15 protein-coding genes are annotated in these 17,838 nt (G+C 47.2%); 6 read left to right on the top strand and 9 right to left on the bottom strand.

Translation table 11 applies throughout. The features are described 5' to 3' along the window. Positions 1-256: 256 nt before the first annotated feature. Positions 257-1,885, bottom strand: a complete 1,629-nt coding sequence (locus QUB24_RS21495; protein ID WP_333155288.1) for a hypothetical protein — start codon at positions 1,883-1,885, stop codon at positions 257-259. 645 nt (positions 1,886-2,530) lie between these two features. Between QUB24_RS21495 and psaA the strand changes: the two genes are divergently transcribed. From psaA to QUB24_RS21475, 4 genes are all read left to right on the top strand, one after another. Continuing rightward, the gene (psaA, locus tag QUB24_RS21490) at positions 2,531-4,825 is read left to right on the top strand and encodes a photosystem I core protein PsaA (protein ID WP_333057330.1); all 2,295 of its coding nucleotides are present in this window, start codon (positions 2,531-2,533) and stop codon (positions 4,823-4,825) included. Positions 4,826-4,935: 110 nt separating this feature from the next. Next, complete coding sequence (gene psaB, locus QUB24_RS21485; protein ID WP_333057331.1) at positions 4,936-7,164, top strand: photosystem I core protein PsaB; 2,229 nt, start codon at positions 4,936-4,938, stop codon at positions 7,162-7,164. A 165-nt stretch (positions 7,165-7,329) separates the two neighbouring features. After that, positions 7,330-8,685: an AAA family ATPase gene (locus tag QUB24_RS21480; RefSeq protein WP_333155285.1), complete on the top strand. Its 1,356-nt coding sequence runs from the start codon at positions 7,330-7,332 to the stop codon at positions 8,683-8,685. 1 nt (position 8,686) lies between these two features. After that, positions 8,687-9,223 carry a hypothetical protein gene (locus QUB24_RS21475; RefSeq protein ID WP_333155283.1) on the top strand — a complete coding sequence of 179 codons (537 nt, stop codon included), beginning with the start codon at positions 8,687-8,689 and terminating at the stop codon, positions 9,221-9,223. A gap of 79 nt (positions 9,224-9,302) precedes the next feature. Here the strand turns inward: QUB24_RS21475 and QUB24_RS21470 are convergent, their stop codons facing one another. The 3 genes from QUB24_RS21470 to QUB24_RS21460 all read right to left on the bottom strand — a co-directional run bounded on the left by QUB24_RS21470 (position 9,303) and on the right by QUB24_RS21460 (position 10,152). Beyond that, positions 9,303-9,497 carry a hypothetical protein gene (locus tag QUB24_RS21470; RefSeq protein WP_333055355.1) on the bottom strand — a complete coding sequence of 65 codons (195 nt, stop codon included), beginning with the start codon at positions 9,495-9,497 and terminating at the stop codon, positions 9,303-9,305. 142 nt (positions 9,498-9,639) lie between these two features. After that, positions 9,640-9,852: a helix-turn-helix domain-containing protein gene (locus tag QUB24_RS21465; protein ID WP_006631308.1), complete on the bottom strand. Its 213-nt coding sequence runs from the start codon at positions 9,850-9,852 to the stop codon at positions 9,640-9,642. Between the two features lie 87 nt (positions 9,853-9,939). Beyond that, the gene (locus QUB24_RS21460; RefSeq protein WP_242717445.1) at positions 9,940-10,152 is read right to left on the bottom strand and encodes a helix-turn-helix domain-containing protein; all 213 of its coding nucleotides are present in this window, start codon (positions 10,150-10,152) and stop codon (positions 9,940-9,942) included. Between the two features lie 178 nt (positions 10,153-10,330). Here QUB24_RS21460 and QUB24_RS21455 point away from each other — a divergent pair, with 178 nt between their 5' ends. Together QUB24_RS21455 and QUB24_RS21450 are read left to right on the top strand one after the other, a co-directional pair. Further along, positions 10,331-10,801: a hypothetical protein gene (locus QUB24_RS21455; protein WP_333155280.1), complete on the top strand. Its 471-nt coding sequence runs from the start codon at positions 10,331-10,333 to the stop codon at positions 10,799-10,801. A gap of 317 nt (positions 10,802-11,118) precedes the next feature. Beyond that, positions 11,119-11,337 carry a type II toxin-antitoxin system HicB family antitoxin gene (locus QUB24_RS21450; protein ID WP_333155302.1) on the top strand — a complete coding sequence of 73 codons (219 nt, stop codon included), beginning with the start codon at positions 11,119-11,121 and terminating at the stop codon, positions 11,335-11,337. Here the strand turns inward: QUB24_RS21450 and QUB24_RS21445 are convergent. From QUB24_RS21445 to QUB24_RS21425, 5 genes are all read right to left on the bottom strand, one after another. Further along, positions 11,334-11,540: a hypothetical protein gene (locus tag QUB24_RS21445; protein WP_333140518.1), complete on the bottom strand. Its 207-nt coding sequence runs from the start codon at positions 11,538-11,540 to the stop codon at positions 11,334-11,336. The genes QUB24_RS21450 and QUB24_RS21445 overlap by 4 nt on opposite strands. Positions 11,541-11,803: 263 nt before the next feature. Then, positions 11,804-13,126, bottom strand: a complete 1,323-nt coding sequence (locus QUB24_RS21440; RefSeq protein WP_333155278.1) for a CO2 hydration protein — start codon at positions 13,124-13,126, stop codon at positions 11,804-11,806. A gap of 201 nt (positions 13,127-13,327) precedes the next feature. Further along, positions 13,328-14,878, bottom strand: coding sequence for an NADH-quinone oxidoreductase subunit M (locus QUB24_RS21435; protein WP_333155277.1), 1,551 nt, complete (start codon positions 14,876-14,878; stop codon positions 13,328-13,330). 200 nt (positions 14,879-15,078) lie between these two features. Beyond that, positions 15,079-15,798: a carbonic anhydrase gene (locus QUB24_RS21430; protein WP_333155276.1), complete on the bottom strand. Its 720-nt coding sequence runs from the start codon at positions 15,796-15,798 to the stop codon at positions 15,079-15,081. A 104-nt stretch (positions 15,799-15,902) separates the two neighbouring features. Further along, positions 15,903-17,762, bottom strand: a complete 1,860-nt coding sequence (locus tag QUB24_RS21425) for an NAD(P)H-quinone oxidoreductase subunit F (protein WP_333155274.1) — start codon at positions 17,760-17,762, stop codon at positions 15,903-15,905. Positions 17,763-17,838: the final 76 nt, after the last annotated feature.

The raw sequence follows: 17,838 nt of genomic DNA, 5'->3' as shown, positions 1-17,838 counted from the left end.
TTTTTGACCGCAGATGGAGCACGGGCGGGACGCCCATGCCACGAAGCCCAGAAAGATTTTGTTAGGTGGCAAATTCTACTGGAGCACGGGCGGGACGCCCATGCCACGAATCCCAGGAAGATTTTGTTAGGTGGCAAATTCTACTGGAACACGGGCGAGACGCCCATGCCACGAAGCCCAGGAAGATTTTGTTAGGTGGCAAATTCTACTGGAACACGGGCGAGACGCCCATGCCACGAAGCCCAGGAAGATTTTGTTAGGTGGCAAATTCGACTTTTTGTTCGGATTTTGGCTGATTTTCTGGTTCGGAAACTGTTGTTTCGGGAGGGGCTAATTCGCTGGTTGGCTGGCTAGGAGTTTCAGCGGCAACTGGTGGCGTTGGCGGTACAAGATTGGGAGACTGTTCTGGTATTGCGGGAGCAACTACTTTTGGTACTGGAGCTTTTTCTGTTATTTCTGGCAGGGTTGGTGGCTCTGAAGGATTAGCAGGTTGGGGTTCTTGACGCAAGAAGTTGCGGAACCGATTGTAGTATCCTTTATATTCCTGTTTTTTTGTTTGGGGAGATGCTGTTGGGGTCGGTTCTATTATTTTAACGGGTGCAACAACTTTCGGGGTTTCTAACTGTGGAGTTGCTGTCGGTGTCGGTTCTATTTCTTGAACGGGTTCTACAATTTTCGGCGCTTCGAGTTGGGGGGTTACTGTCGGTGTCGGTTCTATTTCTTGAATTGGTTCTACAATTTTCGGCGCTTCGAGTTGGGGGGTTGCTGTTGGTTTCGGTTCTATTACTTGAATGGGAGCAATTTCGGGAGCGACTGTTGGCTGTAAGCTTGGTTGGGTAACAGGGGTTTCTGGAACCGCTGGTGAGGGTTGGACAACTGGTGTTTTTTCTAATGCAGGTGTCGGTGTCGGTTCGGGGGTTGGGGTTGGTGTGGGTGCGGGGGCTTGGTAGGTGCGATCGACTATACCGCGACTTTCTGCTGCTGTTAGTTCGCCCCGCACTAATTTTGAAAGAGGCTCTTGACCGAGCGGTTGGAAATTTATCAGTCTGACTGTATTATTAAAGGCGTTTTTGACGATATTTCCCCGCTCGTCAATTAATTCTAGCTGTACCCAGTTTTTGCCTGGTTTGAATCCTTTAAGATATATAGGTTGCCACTGGTCGATCGCAAAGCTTTGGCCGTTGACTGTGGCTCGAATTTTCCAATCGAGTATTTCATCTTGGGAATTTTCTTGCGCCACCTGGTGCGAGGGGGCATTTGTCAAGTAAAAGTCCAGCAGGATGGGTTCTGCCCCGTAGCTGCCTTGGGGGCTGTTGTACGTTAATAGGGGCAATGTTCGATCGGGATTATTATCGTCTGTTTTGGTAAAAACGTGAAAGGTGGTTTGAGCCGCGGCACCTACGTTTTTAAAGCTTTCTTCCCAAGGGCGGGCGGCGAACACCTGCAGGGTATGGGTTCCGGGTTCTAAGTCGGAGAGCGTTAAAGGTTGGTTGATATCGTAAACTGCTGCATAAGGTTGGTTGTCTAATAAAACTTGCAGATGGGGGCCCAAACCCAAGTTTGCATCTTTGAAAATGGGCAAGTCCTTCACTTGGAACTGAACAGACACATTTATATCCTGAAGCACTTCGTCAGGTTTTGGATTCAAAATACTAATTTGAGGCTGGTAGATATCTAGAGCCTGACGCAGTTGTTGAATGGCTTCTGGGGGAGAAACCTCTGAGATTCTGTTTACTGGGGCTGTAGCTGAGCCGCTCTTGTTCCCTGGTTTGGGCAATTCGGGATGGCCCGCGCCACAACTTGCTAAACCCAAAATTAATACTGCTACTGCGAACAATGCCACCAGCCTGCCCGCAACCGTTCTGTGCCAATTGATCCCAATCACGCAACCATACTCCTAGAAGCCTTCTCATAGGGAACTATAGCCCAAAAATGAATTTAGTATTGGGGAATTGCCGGCTTTGGAATTCCAAAGCCGCGTAGGAACCCGGATTGAGGCAGCAGCGGGCAACCCATCGTCTCCTACTCTTAATTGCTGCAGCCTTTTTCCCAAACATATATCTACAAATGAGTATTCCTAAATTACCTTATCTTTGAGTTTTGTAAAGTTAATGGCAGTACCCCTTGACTTTTTAGAGGGACTGTGGGATTTAAAGGCGTTATTACATCAAGAATAGAGGCTTTTTTAAGTATTGTTAACAAGCGATTAATACTCCTCTAGCAAGCTTATAATTCATAAAACTCCCTCAAAAGGAGCAGCCGTATCAAGTCTGAATCAAGGAGGCGATCGGCGGCTCCAGATAGCGAGAAGAGTTGGCAGTACCCAGTCACATTGTTAGCGACACTGGGAAACTGGCTTCTTCACAGAAGCAAAATGCTTGGGGAGACGATGCACCTGCGTCTAGCTCTGCAAAGAGTAAAGTGCAGTGAAGTGTCGGCTTTTTCGAGAATCCCCCGCCTAATCAAGCGTGGGGAGTGTCCGGTACAGTGTTCAGTTCTCGTTCCTTGTCTTACCGAGAGGAGAGTCTTCATGACCATTAGTCCTCCAGAGCGAGAGGTAAAAGCTAGGGTAGTAGTCGATAAAAATCCGGTTCCAACTTCTTTCGAGAAGTGGTCAAAACCCGGTCATTTTGATCGCACTCTAGCTAAGGGGCCAAAAACCACCACTTGGATTTGGAACCTCCACGCTAACGCTCACGACTTTGACAGTCATACAAGTGACTTAGAAGACGTTTCGCGCAAAATCTTTAGCGCTCACTTCGGCCACTTGGCAGTAATCTTCGTATGGTTGAGTGGCGCATATTTCCACGGCGCTAAATTTTCCAATTACGAAGCTTGGCTGACAAATCCTACAGCCATCAAGCCCAGCGCTCAAGTGGTCTGGCCGATTTTTGGTCAAGAAATTTTAAATGCAGATGTAGGCGGTGGCTTTCACGGGATTCAGATCACCTCTGGTCTATTCCAACTGTGGCGCGCCAACGGCATCACTAACTCATACCAGCTATATTGCACTGCGATCGGCGCCCTGGTAATGGCAGCTTTGATGCTGTTTGCCGGTTGGTTCCACTATCACGTCCGCGCTCCGAAACTGGAATGGTTCCAGAACGTGGAATCGATGATGAACCACCACTTGGCAGTTTTGTTAGGCTGCGGGTGCTTGGGCTTCGCAGGACAACAAATTCACGTTGCTCTGCCGATCAATGCTTGCATGGACGCGATCGATGCAGGTGCACCGCTGACAGTCGGCGGTAAGCTGATCAAAACAGTTGCCGACATCCCCCTGCCGCACGAGTGGATTTTGACACCGGGCTTGATGGCTGACATCTACCCGAGTTTCGCTAAAGGTTTAACCCCCTTCTTCACCCTCAACTGGGGCGCATACACAGACTTCCTGACCTTCAAAGGCGGTCTGAACCCCACCACAGGCGGTTTGTGGCTGACTGATACAGCACACCACCACTTAGCTTTGGCAGTGCTATTCATCGTCGCTGGTCATATGTACCGGACGAACTGGGGCATCGGCCACAGCATGAAAGAAATCCTAGAGAACCACAAAGGCCCCTTCACTGGTGAAGGTCACAAAGGTCTCTACGAAATCCTGACTAATTCTTGGCACGCGCAACTGTCGATTAACTTGGCACTGATGGGCTCTTTGAGCATCATCGTCGCCCAACATATGTACGCGATGCCTCCGTATCCGTACATCGCGACCGACTACCCGACTCAGCTATCCCTGTTCACCCACCACATGTGGATTGGCGGATTCCTGATTGTTGGAGCAGCCGCTCACGGAGCAATCTTCATGGTTCGGGATTACGATCCCGCTGGAAATGTCAACAACTTGTTGGATCGCGTGATCCGTCATAGAGATGCGATCATTTCCCACCTGAACTGGGTTTGTATATTCTTGGGCTTCCACAGCTTCGGTTTGTACGTTCACAACGACACAATGCGGGCTTTCGGTCGTCCTCAAGATTTGTTCTCGGATACCGGGATTCAGTTGCGTCCGATATTTGCCCAGTGGGTGCAAAACATCCACGCTTTGGCTCCGGGCACAACAGCGCCTAATGCTACGGAAATCGTTAGCCACGCTTTTGGCGGCGGTGCAGTAGTAGTCGCCGGCAAAGTAGCGATGATGCCGATCGAGTTGGGTACGGCGGATTTCATGATCCACCACATCCACGCTTTCACCATTCACGTTACAGTCCTGATTCTTTTGAAAGGCGTGTTGTTTGCACGCAGTTCTCGCTTGGTTCCTGACAAAGGCAACTTGGGCTTCCGGTTCCCTTGCGACGGCCCCGGCCGTGGCGGCACCTGCCAAGTTTCTGGTTGGGATCACGTTTTCCTAGGCTTGTTCTGGATGTACAACTGCATCTCGATCGTGATTTTCCACTTTAGCTGGAAAATGCAGTCGGACGTGTGGGGAACAGTATCGCCAGACGGCACAATTTCTCACATTACCGGTGGCAACTTCGCACAAAGTGCGATCACGATTAACGGCTGGCTGCGGGACTTCCTTTGGGCGCAAGCTTCTCAGGTGATTCAGTCCTACGGTTCGGCACTGTCGGCCTACGGTCTGATGTTCCTAGCTGGACACTTCGTATTCGCCTTCAGCTTGATGTTCCTGTTCAGCGGCCGCGGCTACTGGCAAGAACTGATTGAGTCGATTGTTTGGGCTCACAACAAGCTCAAGGTAGCTCCGTCGATTCAGCCTCGCGCTCTGAGCATTATTCAGGGTCGGGCTGTGGGTGTAGCTCACTACCTCCTAGGAGGAATTGTCACTACGTGGGCATTTTTCCTAGCGCGAATCATTTCGGTAGGGTAAACTACCCCTAGGTTTTGGATTCTCGATTTGGGAGGAATCTCAAATCGAGAATCCAAACTCCGAACCGAATCCCTTCAATTTTGTTCAGGATTCAGGATTAATCAAGGCTTATGGCAACGAAATTTCCAAAATTTAGCCAAGACCTTGCCCAAGACCCGACCACACGGCGGATCTGGTACGGGATTGCCACAGCACACGACTTTGAAAGCCACGATGGCATGACCGAAGAAAATCTTTACCAAAAGATTTTTGCTTCTCACTTCGGCCACCTAGCAATCATTTTCTTGTGGACATCGGGCAGCCTGTTCCACGTAGCATGGCAAGGTAACTTTGAACAGTGGATTAAAGACCCTCTAAACGTCCGCCCGATCGCTCACGCGATTTGGGACCCGCAATTCGGCGCTCCTGCTGTAGAAGCTTTCACTCAAGGGGGCGCTTCTAACCCGGTGGATATCTCTTACTCCGGTGTCTACCATTGGTGGTTCACCCAAGGGATTCGGACAAACGCCGACCTGTATCAAGGAGCTATCTTCTTGCTACTACTGGCGGCTGTCTTCCTGTTCGCAGGTTGGTTGCACCTCCAGCCCAAGTACCGCCCCAGCTTGTCTTGGTTCAAAAATGCTGAATCTCGCCTCAACCACCACTTGGCTGGTTTGTTCGGTGTCAGCTCTTTGGCTTGGACTGGTCACATGGTTCACGTTGCTATCCCCGAATCTCGCGGACAGCACGTAGGTTGGGACAACTTCCTGTCTACCCCTCCTCACCCGGCCGGTTTGGCTCCGTTCTTCAGTGGTAACTGGGGCGTATACGCCGAGAATCCAGATGCAGCTAACCATGTCTTCGGTACTTCCGAAGGCGCGGGAACCGCAATTCTGACTTTCTTGGGTGGCTTCCACCCTCAAACAGAATCCCTGTGGCTGACAGACATCGCTCACCACCACTTGGCGATCGCAGTTCTGTTTATCGTTGCCGGTCATATGTACCGGACTAACTTCGGTATCGGTCACAGCATCAAAGAGATGTTGGATTCTAAGGCTGGTTTGGTCGGCGGCAAGAGTGAAGGACAGTTCAACTTGCCTCACCAAGGCTTGTATGAAACCTACAACAACTCGCTGCACTTCCAACTGGCATTTCACCTCGCTGCTTTGGGTGTAATTACCTCCTTGGTAGCACAGCATATGTACGCGATGCCTCCCTACGCTTTTATAGGTAAGGACTTCACGACTCAGGCTGCGCTTTACACTCACCACCAGTACATTGCTGGATTTATCATGGTCGGCGCTTTCGCCCACGGAGCTATCTTCTTGGTGCGGGACTACGATCCTGAAGCAAACAAAGGCAACGTGCTCGATCGCGTGTTGCAGCACAAAGAAGCGATTATCTCTCACTTGAGCTGGGTGTCGCTGTTCTTGGGCTTCCACACTCTCGGCTTGTACGTTCACAATGACGTTGTAGTTGCTTTCGGAACTCCTGAAAAGCAAATCTTGATTGAACCAGTGTTCGCACAGTTCATCCAAGCTGCTCACGGCAAAGCTCTCTACGGCATGGACGTGCTGTTGTCTAACCCTGACAGCATTGCTTCTACCGCTTGGCCCAACTACGGCAACGTATGGCTCCCAGGCTGGTTGGATGCGATTAACAGCGGTACTAATTCTCTGTTCTTGGCGATCGGACCTGGCGATTTCTTGGTTCACCACGCGATCGCACTAGGCTTGCACACCACCACCTTGATCTTGGTCAAGGGCGCTCTGGATGCACGCGGTTCTAAGCTGATGCCGGACAAAAAAGACTTCGGTTATGCTTTCCCTTGCGACGGCCCCGGCCGTGGCGGTACTTGCGACATCTCTGCTTGGGACGCGATGTACCTGTCTGTATTCTGGATGTTGAACACCCTAGCTTGGGTAACGTTCTACTGGCACTGGAAGCACCTGGGCATCTGGCAAGGTAACGTGGCTCAGTTCAATGAGTCTTCTACCTACCTGATGGGCTGGTTCCGCGATTACCTCTGGCTGTATTCTTCTCAGTTGATCAACGGTTACAACCCGTATGGTACTAACAACTTGTCAGTCTGGGCTTGGATGTTCTTATTCGGACACCTTGTTTGGGCAACTGGTTTCATGTTCCTGATCTCTTGGAGAGGTTACTGGCAAGAGTTGATCGAGACTTTGGTTTGGGCTCACGAGCGCACTCCTTTGGCTAACTTGGTTCGCTGGAAAGACAAGCCTGTTGCTTTGTCGATCGTCCAAGGTCGTTTGGTTGGCTTAGTTCACTTTACTGTGGGCAACGTCCTCACTTACGCGGCCTTTGTAATTGCCTCGACAGCCGGGAAATTCGGATAATTCCGAAGTCTGGTTTTGTAGGTAATTAAATCAAATCCCCTGCCTTCTGGCGGGGGATTTTTTTGTATATGTTGTTTAACTGAAGCTGTTAATCAGGAATCTGAGGGCGATCGATCCTCTAAACCTCATTGTGGGTAATAATAGAGAAAAGCCTGAGTCTTCAACATGGTTCAACTGTCTTCTGACTGGAATAATGAGGCTTATGTGTCTCTGCATCTAGTTCAGACAATGCTAGAGATGGCGGGTTTGCCTCGCAAGAGTAGTTATTCTCACTGGATTCCAGAGTTTAAGGTTAAAGTACCCAGGCTGATTGCCAATCATCAGATGGATTGGACTCAAAAAGAAGTTGATTTCTTAGTAGAAGACGTGAGCCGGTATATTAACTTTCTGGTTGAAATTAAGACAGCTAAAACTAGACTTGATGAAGCAGCTCGCACTCAGTTAGGAACGTATCTGAAATACTCTCATACAAGATTTGGGATCCTAATTGACCCATTTTCAGTAGAGATTTACGAATATACACAAGGGTCAGCGACTCTAAAGTGCAAGCACAATATAGAAAACCCAGAACAAGTTCAACCAGTAGCAAATTTTGTTAGAAATTTTTTGGATACAGTTAAAATGCGTACAATTGCAATTTACACAGCTAAGGGTGGAGTTGGCAAAACCACGTTAGTCGTTAACATCGCTTATGAATTAGCGAAAATAGGTAATAGAGTTTTAGTTGTTGACTTGGACGATCAAGCTAATGCTAGTTTATCTTTAGGAGTTAATAAAGCTGATGAGTTAGATAATGCTACCAATTTGAAAGAGTTTGTCACAATTTTGGAGTCCTTTAAAGAGCGAAAAGAACTCATTGAATTTTTAGAATACTCCTCAGCCAATTTGAGCTATAAGGAATGTATTCAACCTTCATCTTTAAATAAAGTTATCAGTCTTGCTAAGGGTATAAAGGGAAGAATAGATGTTATCCCAGGTAGTTACAAAACGACAGACAGTAACATTTTAAAATTAGGTGCTTTTTGGAATAAGAAACTTGACAATGCCCTTTGGAAATCAGGTTTGTCACACGATTATGACTATATAATTATTGATACGCCCCCTAGCTTGACTGCTGTTACTCAGAATGGTCTCATTGCTGCTCAGTATGTCATTATACCTTCGCAGATGGAGTATCTCTCAGTATATGCAATTAGGCAACCCATAAAAGATGCAAAAGAGATTCAAGATAATACCAATGGTACGAGAGGAAATATTTTAGGAATAGTGCCTATGATGGTTGAAAATGTCAAACTACACACTAATATGAAAGCTTTAGTTTCTAAGATATTTCGAGATATCCCTCTTCTTCCAGAGATAAAGCGAACTACCGTTGTTGGTCAAGCTTCTCATGCTCGCCAACCTCTTTCTTTATTTGCTGAGCAGAATAAAGCAGCGAGTAGTGTAGCAACACAATTTTCAACTTTGACCAAACAAATCGTCAACCAAATAGATCAGTTAGAAAGGAATAGCAGTAAGTAACATGGTCAACTTTTACAAAAAACTAGAGAGTCAACCTGCTCTTTTATTCTTAAATCAGATAGAAGTTGCTCAAGAAAAGTCAGGCACTTCAACCTCTATCCTCAAAAAAGTTTCCCAATCTCTAACAAATTGGAACTTTAACTTGTCTCTGCCTCTTGTTTGTCTCACCGATCAAGAAGATCAATACCATTTGCTCACAGGTTTACCGATTTATGAAGCAACTAAGGAAGCTAATCTAATCAGGCTGTGGGTGTTTGTGATTGCGGCGAAAAAACCAGAAGCAGAAAAGGCTATTGAACAAGCTGTTTTGCAGTCAAAGCTGAATGAAAGGGTTGTTGAGCCTCAAGATGTTACAGATTTCTTGGATTTCATTAACAATCCCAAATCTGACCTTACCTCAATCCCTGGAGTTAAAGATGGATACGCAAAGCTGATCCGCGATAAGCGTGTTTACAGCTCTCTGGAAGATATCCAGAAAAAACTAGGTGCTAAGCGCGGCTTAAATTGGCTAAGAGCATACAAGCAATCAAAAAGCTAAGCTCGCCAGTTCTTGAAGTTTTGAGAAGCGCGATCGCCCCAAACCTCACTTCACCAAAATGGCGATCGCCCTCATCGCCTCAAATCTCCCCTTTCACCTGCATCTGATGCACCTTGTCAGCCAACTCTTGCAGGCGCTTTTCGTCCAACTCGTCAATCGCCAGCATCCCGACATAGATGATTTCCTTCAGCGTTAGTCGGGTTGCTAGCGCCTTTTTCTGCACAAGTTCCTTAATTATGGGGCTGACTCCAATGGCGGTACTGGCTCTAGTCACAAAACTAACCGGAGATTAACAACTTTGACTAAATCTTAGCACCTTTAAGCTGAGCTTTTAGCTGCGATGCAAAATGCTTAAGCGCGTCTTGACAAGACGAAATACAATGGTTTATCGTCGAAATGTGGAAAGGCCGATCGACCTATTCCTCAATAATCTCCACCAAGTCCTCAATCATCACATCAAATGCCCGCGCTAACTTGTACAGGGCGGTAAAGTCAACCATTGATATTTCTGAACGACGAGCATAGCTGGTTATGGTGCTATAGATCACGCCCGATCGCTCCGCCACCTCCTTGAATGTCCAGCCCCTCTCGGCCGCTAGCTCTCGCACTTTAACTCTGACTAAACCCATGCTTGATAAATAATGCAGTTGCGTTTTAAGATAATTGCATCTGAAAAAGCGATCGCCCTCCGGCGTAGAAAACTAAAGGCCGATCGACTATTCCTCCAAAACCTCAACCAAATCCTCAATCATCACATCAAAAGTCCGAGCTAACTTCCGCAGCAAAGTAAAGTCAACCGTTGTCAGCCCTGGACAACGAGCATAATGCTTGACAGTGTTGTACATTACCCCAGAACGTTCTGAAACTTCCTTGAATGTCCAACCTTTCTCTGCAGCTAGTTCTCTGACTTTAATTCTTACTAAACCCATGCTTGACAATGGGTGCTATAACACCTGAGAATAAATTTATCTAAAAAGCCGATCGCCCCCCGGCATGGAAAACTAAGGGGCGATCGCCTATTAAACCTAATCTCTGGACAGATAATCTCTGTCCTGCACATCTACAACAAAAAGATGTACACACCTACAATCAAGAGATGCGTCTATTATGATATCAGAAACTCCGGCAAAATCGCGGACGATCGCAGAATCGAGAATAATTCACAAATCGCCAATCCTACATCCGCTGGCGAGATTCGTTACCGAAGAAACAGTTGCACTGCTGTTCAATATCGCAGCAGACGAGATTTACCGCATAGAATGCTGTCGCTACATGGTTTACGTTCACGCCAAAGGCATCAGCCGCTTTGTCAGCTACGCCGATTTTCCCCCTATTTTAGAAGTAAAGCCGATCGCACTTCAAGATTTTGGCAGATGGTACAAACGCTGGAAAAGCAAGCAAGCACCAGCATTTTGGACGAAATTCTACACCCACAAGTTCAAAAAAGCTGTTTCAGTCGATAGCTTGCTGGAGTGGGGCCAATTGGTAGCTACTGTTAAATCGGTCATTTCTGGGGCCGCGCTGCAACAGCTACGAGATGTCTATGCCCAAGAAAAAGATTTGATGGAGAAATTTTAAAGTGCGATCGCCCCGACAAGCAATTGCGAGAATGGGCCAAGGAAAAATTAAAATAAATGGCTAAGTGAGAAAATGGAGGTAGAAAATGGACAATCACCAGGCCTAGAAAAATTCGCGAGTTAAAAGCTCAGATTACCCGTGAGGGCTTTATTTATTTGCCAAAATGCGGAAAAGGCAGCCATGAGAGATGGCAGCATCCTTTGATTGGGAAGACATTAACAATTCCAGGCAAAGACGGAGATGATGTGCCACGCTATGAGAGAGAAGCAGTTGGCAATATTGTTAGCCGAACTCGACGAGTTAAAGGAGGAAGATTCATGAATCGATACAGTATGATCGTCCAATGGTCTGACGAGGATCAACTTTTCCTCGTGACGATTCCAGAGTTTGCCGAGCGCGTTGTCATGCCCTGTACCCACGGCAAAACCCGCTCAGAAGCCATCCGACATGGCGAAGAAGTGCTCGAAATGTATCTAGAAGCTTGGCAGGAAGAAGGTGAAGCCATCCCCGCACCTAGCATTCTTCAAATCGCCTAGAACACTTCATCTTCGATTCCCAGCCACCATTCCCCCAGATTCATTAAATCTTTGTGAATGTCGGTAAGTTCTGTCATATACTCTTCAGCAGAAATCTCCGATCGCCTTTCTTGCAATTTTTTCAGCCGCAATTGCACCAACAGCCAAGGTTTGGAAATCCCATCGGTTGCTTCGATATATTTGGCTAGCTCTTTGCTGTCCATAGTTATTGGTTATTTTTTAGATCGGAATGATTAAACCGCAGAGAACGCAGAGAACACAGAGAAATCAGAGGAAAAGAAGAGAGAGAGATGAATAATTACGATGCCAACTGGCTTAATATTATAGGACTTTTGAAACGGCTTAAAAAGCTCTTATTTTTCCCAGTCGGTTTCAACCGACTTGAGCTTTGAGCCAGGGGTTGAAACCCCTGGCGGACTAACGGACTGGCGGACTTTTCAGCTAAGATGTCTCCCGCAAACCTCTTTTACCTGTAATCCGAAGTCTGAATATTCTTGAGCTTCGCCGCATATTTCATGCCGTATTCCGGGCGACAGAAGCGATCAATCTGAGACTCAAAGAAAGCCCGATTTGCCTTCAAATGCTTGGGATTTGGGTCATCTAAAGGATACAAAAGAGCAGTTCGCAAAGCTTGAATCACCGCCGAAGTAACACAGTACATCGATCGCTGAAATGTCACCCCAATTTGATTGAGGATATCATCTTCGCCCCGACAGCGCTGTTTGTAGAAATCCCTCAAATAAGGCGGCAGGAAATGCAGCATATCTTGTGCTAGCAAAGTCGGCGGAATCCCCGCCGTACCTACGGGGAATTTGTCTGCATAAAGCACTCCGAAGTGGAAGTCTTTTTGGTCGTCAGGAACTTCCTTAGCCTGAGCGTTGTAAGATTTGGTGCCTCGGAATGGCGAAGTGCGATAAAATACAGCTTCCACGTAAGGTAACGCTGCTTCATAAAGCCAAGTGAAACCCTTAGATTTGGGGATGATTTCGTAGGTTTCGCCGTCGATTTGAACGTGGTGGTAAATCGGACGACCGGCGATCGCAAATATGCCATTTACTAGGAAATCCATTGCTTGAGGGACTGTGGTAATTTTCCCTTCGTCATAAAGATCCGAAACCTCAAAAAATACTGGTGCCATTACTTCCCAGAATAAACCGAGATTGCTGTAATAAGACATTTGGCGGCACTGTTCTAAAAACATTTCGGGAAATGCTTTGTGAAGTGCCAGCATAAACGGGTCTTTTTTGAAGTAAGCTTTAATTGCGCGATCGGCATTAGCCTTATATTCGTCACTGTCCAAATAAGGATCGAATTGATTGGTGGGCACGTACAAGCCCCGGTGCCAAAGCATTGACCTCATGCACTCTTCGGCAAATTCCATGTTAATGCGATCGTGCCACAAATGGTGAACAAATCGAGGGAGTTTACCAGTTTCTCCCTTCTCCATGAACTCCAAAAGTTCCGGGTGAACACTTCCAGTCCCGCGCCAAATCCGCAAATCTGCACCGTCGCCTGCATAGTGATTTTGCAAGTCTAAATACTCTTGGGGTAAAAAGTATTTAAAGAAAGGAAGCGGGTGTAAAAATACTCGTTCGGCGATGTAAAGCAAATCCCGCCAGTAAAAGTCCATCGGCACCGCGTAAGCTTTCCAGATAGCTATGATTTGCATCAGATTTTCCGGCGTATCTGGAATCATCGCGCCGCCAGCTTCTAGCCTGTGAATTATTTCGGCAAATTCGTGTTTGGAAGGAGGTAGTTTAGTTGCTGGTTTATTAGGGGTTTGTACCATTGTTTCTTCCTTTGTTTGAGTGAAATTGAATATTTATCTACTTCCAGCCTCTGCCTATTGGTGAGAACTTAACGTAAAACCGATAGTCCAGAAGTCCGGCAGGGGTTTCAACCCCTGCCTCAAAGCGAAAGTCCTCGCTATGAGGACTAGAAAACTCATTAGTCCTCATAGCGAGGACTTTCGCTATAAGCCCCGTGGAATTCATTCCCTGGCGGACTTCGTTTGTGTAGATGCGATTTCAATCGCTGACTTTTCCCCAGGATAGCTAATAGCTACTTGGGTATTTCTGTCAGTCGGCAGAGTAGCAACGATCGCATTTGTAGTAGATTCGCTCCACTTGAGCAGCCAAGCAGGTTGAATTCCCAACACAAAAATGATGCCCGCCAAAACCAGCGCCGGCATATTTTCAGCAAACGTAACTGGAGGGTAGTAAGCCGTGGCATTGTCCAACTTCCCAAAACAGGTGCGGTTGAGCAGAATCACAAAGTAAACTGCTGTTAAACCCGAAGCTAAAATGCAGAGTAAAGTGGGAATTGGAAAGATTGAGAAACTGCCTTGAAACACTAAAAATTCGGCAATAAAACCCACCAAACCGGGAATTCCGGCGCTTGCCATACCGCCCAAAACTAACAGGGAACTAGCAGTGGGTAAACCCCGCATCGGGTTCATCAAACCGTTGAGCACGTCCAAATCCCGCGTGCCAACTTTGGTTTCGATGATGCCTACCAAATAAAACAGCAAAGCTAAAATTAAGCCGTGGCTTACCATTTGCCCGACTGCACCGATTAATGCCAGCTTCGTACCCGCAGCGCAGGCAACTAGGATGTAGCCCATATGCCCGATCGAACTATAGGCTACCATGCGCTTGATGTCTTTTTGGGCGATCGCGCTCAAAGCACCGTACATCACGCTCACAGTCCCGATAATCGCTAAACCGGGAGCTATAATCGACCAAGTTTCGGGAAACATCTGCAAGCCAAACCGCACTAAACCGTAAGTTCCCAACTTCGCCAGAATCCCTCCCAGCAAAATTGCTGTTGCTGGCGAAGCTTCCACGTAAGCATCCGGCAGCCAAGTGTGCAGCGGCACCAAGGGAATTTTAATTCCCAACCCAATTAGCAAAATGGTTAGCAGGATTAACTGCACATTTCTCGGCAATTCTTGAGTGGTAATCGCACTGTAATCGAAATTTAAAGAACCGCTCAGCCAAGCCACACCCAAAAATGCTGCTAGCACTAAAAGTCCCGAAACTGCCGTGTAGATCAAAAACTTCATGGCAGCGTATTCCCGCTGCTTTCCGCCCCAAATCGCAATCAACAGGTAAAAAGGAATTAATTCTACTTCGTAAAATAGTACAAACAGCAGCAAATTTTGAGACATCAAAGCTCCGGCAATACCAGCATTGATCAGCAAAATCAAAGCGTAGTAAAGCTGGGGTCGTTCCATCTCTTTGCCAGTGCCGTAAATGACTAATAGCGTCAGCAAAGCACTTAAAACCAGCAGCGGCAACGACAAGCCGTCAATGCCCAAGTTGTAGCTCAAACCTAATTGTGGAATCCAAGGCAAATATTCTTGAAATTGCAGTCCCGAATTGGCTGGATTGAATTGAGTCAGCAGCCAGATATTCAACAGGAAAATAGCTGCCGCAAAAGCCGAGGCTATTGAACGCAGACGCATCCCATTGATATTTCCGGGCAGGAAACCGACTACCGCAGCGCCCAACGCGGGCAACCAGAGCAAGGCACTAAGCATAATGTGTGAAGAGTGAAGATTAATATCAATTCCGGTTGCACCGGAATGAGTGTTGACGGTTGACGGTTGACAGTTAACTCGAATTTACTATTCCGATGCTAACTTATTTGATATTAACTATCAATTTGGCACCCTTTCTGGTTTGATAACTTGAGAATTGAAATCTTACTTTTTTCCCAAATTATCAATTTAAAATAGCATCACGACTCAACCAAAATATTGACTGCACCCGTGTCTAAATCGTAATATCCACCCACAACTTTCAGTTTATTCTCCGCAATTAACTGAGAGATAACTGGAGAGGCTTTCAACTTGTTAGCTTGCAGCACAACATTGGCTTTGCAGGCATTTTCTAGCTTGTCGCCTGCTTGGTTTTTAGAGCTTTCTACAGCAGGCTTAATCGCGTCGAGCAAACTGCCAATCTGACCGGGAACTTGATCTCCTTTAATGGTTGCCTCTACCGCACCGCAACGTTTATGCCCGATTACCACAAGCACTTTTGCTCCCAGTACCAGCGTCCCAAATTCCAGGCTGCCAATTTCTTCTGGGGTAGCAACATTTCCGGCCACACGACAGACAAATAAATCTCCCAATCCTTGATCGAAGATAATTTCCGAAGGAAAGCGGGAATCTGCACAGCCGAGAATAGCAGCAAATGGTTTTTGAGTTTTGGCAACTTCGGTGAGGCGCCCAAAGTCTTGGTGGGGATTTCGGCGTTTGCTATCAACAAACCGTTTGTTTCCGTCGATTAACTCTTTCAGAGCTGCATCGGGAGTTAAGTCAGTTTGAGCAATTGCCGGTTCGGGTGCAGCCAAATCAGCGCCTGCTCCTGCTGCGAGTATCCCTGTACCAATAGCACCTGCGACAAATTTGAGGGAATTGCGTCGGGAAAGATTGAATTGTCTGTTGTTTGAGGTCATTGATGCTGCCTTATTTGAACGAGTTTGAAATCTTTGTTCAAGACTTCATGTTTTTAAGATTTTAGATTAAAACTGTCACCTAAAATCTTAAACTTTAGATATCTTTACCCGCCTACAATCAGCGACAGGCGAGCTAGCAGTGGCCAGCTTATGAGCAGTCCCAAAACTGCTACTCCGAACAGAATTGTCAGGGCGTAAAACTGAGTTTGACCGTTAACGTTGTATTTGAGGCTTTGCCCGCCGAAAACCGTTGCGAAACCGATTAAGTTCGCGAATCCGTCAACAATATTGCGATCGAACCAGGAGATGATTTGAGCAACTAAACCGACTGCAAATATCACTGTCACTCGGTAAAGTTTTGCCGTGTAAAAGTCGTAAGCAAAAAAGTCTTGCAAAGCTTCAGAACCAATTCGTACAGGTTTTTCCCATTTTTCGTTCAGGTAAATAAATGCTCCGGCACCGATGCCGATCGCGGTTGACAAAACTAGCAGTCCACTTGCGGTATAATTCAAACTTGCCCCCGGCAATAAATGCCACGCCGCCAGCAAGTGCGGAACGTGCAAAGTAAAGCCCATTAAAACAGTCATCGGCAAGATAAAAGGCCAGTGAACTTCCGGCGAACGTTCGGTCATTTGCTTTGGTTTGCCACCGAAAACTAAACCGAAGACGCGCACCAAGCCAAAAGCAGTGACGCCGTTTACAAACAGCACTATTCCTAACAGCAAAGGATGAGTTTGCGAAAGCCCGGATGTGAAGTCTTCTAAAGCCCAGAAGCAGCCGAAGGGCGGTAGTCCCACCAATCCAGCGCTACCGACAATAAACGATATTGCCGATATTGGCCGCTTTCCCCACAAACCGCCGAGAGCTCGGACATCCTGAGTGATGCTGTTCCAAACTACCGAACCGATGCTCATCACCAGCAAACCCATTGCCAAGGTGTAGGCAAATATCAATGTCAGGGCTGTCTGGGCTTGCCCGGTGCCGACGGCGATAAATACTAAGCCCATGTAAGAGCTGACAATATAGGAAAGCGTGCGCTTGATGTCAATTTGGGCGATCGCAATTAATGAAGCACCAACCGCCGTCGCAGCGCCTACAATAATAGTTGTCTTCAGTCCGATCGGCGACAAAGCAATCACCGGCTGCAACTTAATCAATATCCAAGCACCAGTTTCCACAACTACGGTGTTCCGCAAAATCGTCGCCGGCAGCGGGCCTTCCATCGCCTCATCCAGCCACAGGTGCAAGGGAAACTGAGCGCACTTACCCATCGGCCCGGCAATCAAAGCCAAGCTCAACAGCGTCGCTACAGTAGGGTCAAGCTTTGCAGTCTGAGCCCAAACAGCCAACTCGTCAAAATTCCAAGTTCCAGCCAGCGGCAGAATTGCGACTACTCCCATCAGCAGGAATAAATCTCCCACCCGCTTTGTTAAGAAAGCGTCGCGGGCTCCTGTCACCACCAAAGACTGATTGAACCACAGCCCGACTAGCAGGTAGGTGCCCAAAGTCAGAACTTCTAAAATCATGTAGCTGAAGAACAGGGAATTGCACAGTACCAAGCCACACATCCCCGCTTCAAACAGCCCCATCAGAGAAAAGAACCTCGCCCAGCCCCAGTCCATTTCCATGTAACCGAAAGCATAAATCTGGGCCAGCAAGTTCAGTCCGGTAATCAAAACTGTCGCGCCGACGGTGACAGCAGAGATTTCTACGGGAATGGTTAAGTCTAAACCTGCTACCTTCAGCCAGGGAATCAACTGGTGCTGTGCCGGTTGGTTCCAGATAGCTGTCAGGGCGATGACGCCGTGTAAGAAAGCGAACAAGGTTAATATGGCGTTCACGTAACCGGATGGTCTTGGCCCCGTGCGGCGGGTAACTGCGGGAAACCACAGCATCGACAGAACTCCGCCGATAAGTGGATAGCAAGGTATAAACCAAACGGTCTGGAGTAAGATTTGAGCCATTGGCATTACTTGTAAAGGTTACAAAAATTTAAAATTCTGAGAATAATTTCGATCGGGCAAACAACAGCACTGAAAA

Origin of the sequence: Microcoleus sp. B9-D4, assembly GCF_036705105.1 — a bacterium.
Classification (GTDB): Bacteria; Cyanobacteriota; Cyanobacteriia; order Cyanobacteriales; family Microcoleaceae; genus Microcoleus.
Note: the sequence above shows the minus strand (reverse complement) of the source record. Positions and strands in the feature narration are given on the sequence as shown.

Bases quoted from the DNA above. Each gene is read 5' to 3' on its own strand.
- psaA (WP_333057330.1), top strand. From the start codon at position 2,531: ATGACCATTAGTCCTCCAGAGCGAGAGGTAAAAGCTAGGGTAGTAGTC.
- psaB (WP_333057331.1), top strand. From the start codon at position 4,936: ATGGCAACGAAATTTCCAAAATTTAGCCAAGACCTTGCCCAAGACCCG.
- QUB24_RS21480 (WP_333155285.1), top strand. From the start codon at position 7,330: ATGGTTCAACTGTCTTCTGACTGGAATAATGAGGCTTATGTGTCTCTG.
- QUB24_RS21475 (WP_333155283.1), top strand. From the start codon at position 8,687: ATGGTCAACTTTTACAAAAAACTAGAGAGTCAACCTGCTCTTTTATTC.
- QUB24_RS21465 (WP_006631308.1), bottom strand. From the start codon at position 9,852: ATGGGTTTAGTCAGAGTTAAAGTGCGAGAGCTAGCGGCCGAGAGGGGC.
- QUB24_RS21460 (WP_242717445.1), bottom strand. From the start codon at position 10,152: ATGGGTTTAGTAAGAATTAAAGTCAGAGAACTAGCTGCAGAGAAAGGT.
- QUB24_RS21455 (WP_333155280.1), top strand. From the start codon at position 10,331: ATGATATCAGAAACTCCGGCAAAATCGCGGACGATCGCAGAATCGAGA.
- QUB24_RS21450 (WP_333155302.1), top strand. From the start codon at position 11,119: ATGAATCGATACAGTATGATCGTCCAATGGTCTGACGAGGATCAACTT.
- QUB24_RS21445 (WP_333140518.1), bottom strand. From the start codon at position 11,540: ATGGACAGCAAAGAGCTAGCCAAATATATCGAAGCAACCGATGGGATT.
- QUB24_RS21440 (WP_333155278.1), bottom strand. From the start codon at position 13,126: ATGGTACAAACCCCTAATAAACCAGCAACTAAACTACCTCCTTCCAAA.
- QUB24_RS21435 (WP_333155277.1), bottom strand. From the start codon at position 14,878: ATGCTTAGTGCCTTGCTCTGGTTGCCCGCGTTGGGCGCTGCGGTAGTC.
- QUB24_RS21430 (WP_333155276.1), bottom strand. From the start codon at position 15,798: ATGACCTCAAACAACAGACAATTCAATCTTTCCCGACGCAATTCCCTC.
- QUB24_RS21425 (WP_333155274.1), bottom strand. From the start codon at position 17,762: ATGGCTCAAATCTTACTCCAGACCGTTTGGTTTATACCTTGCTATCCA.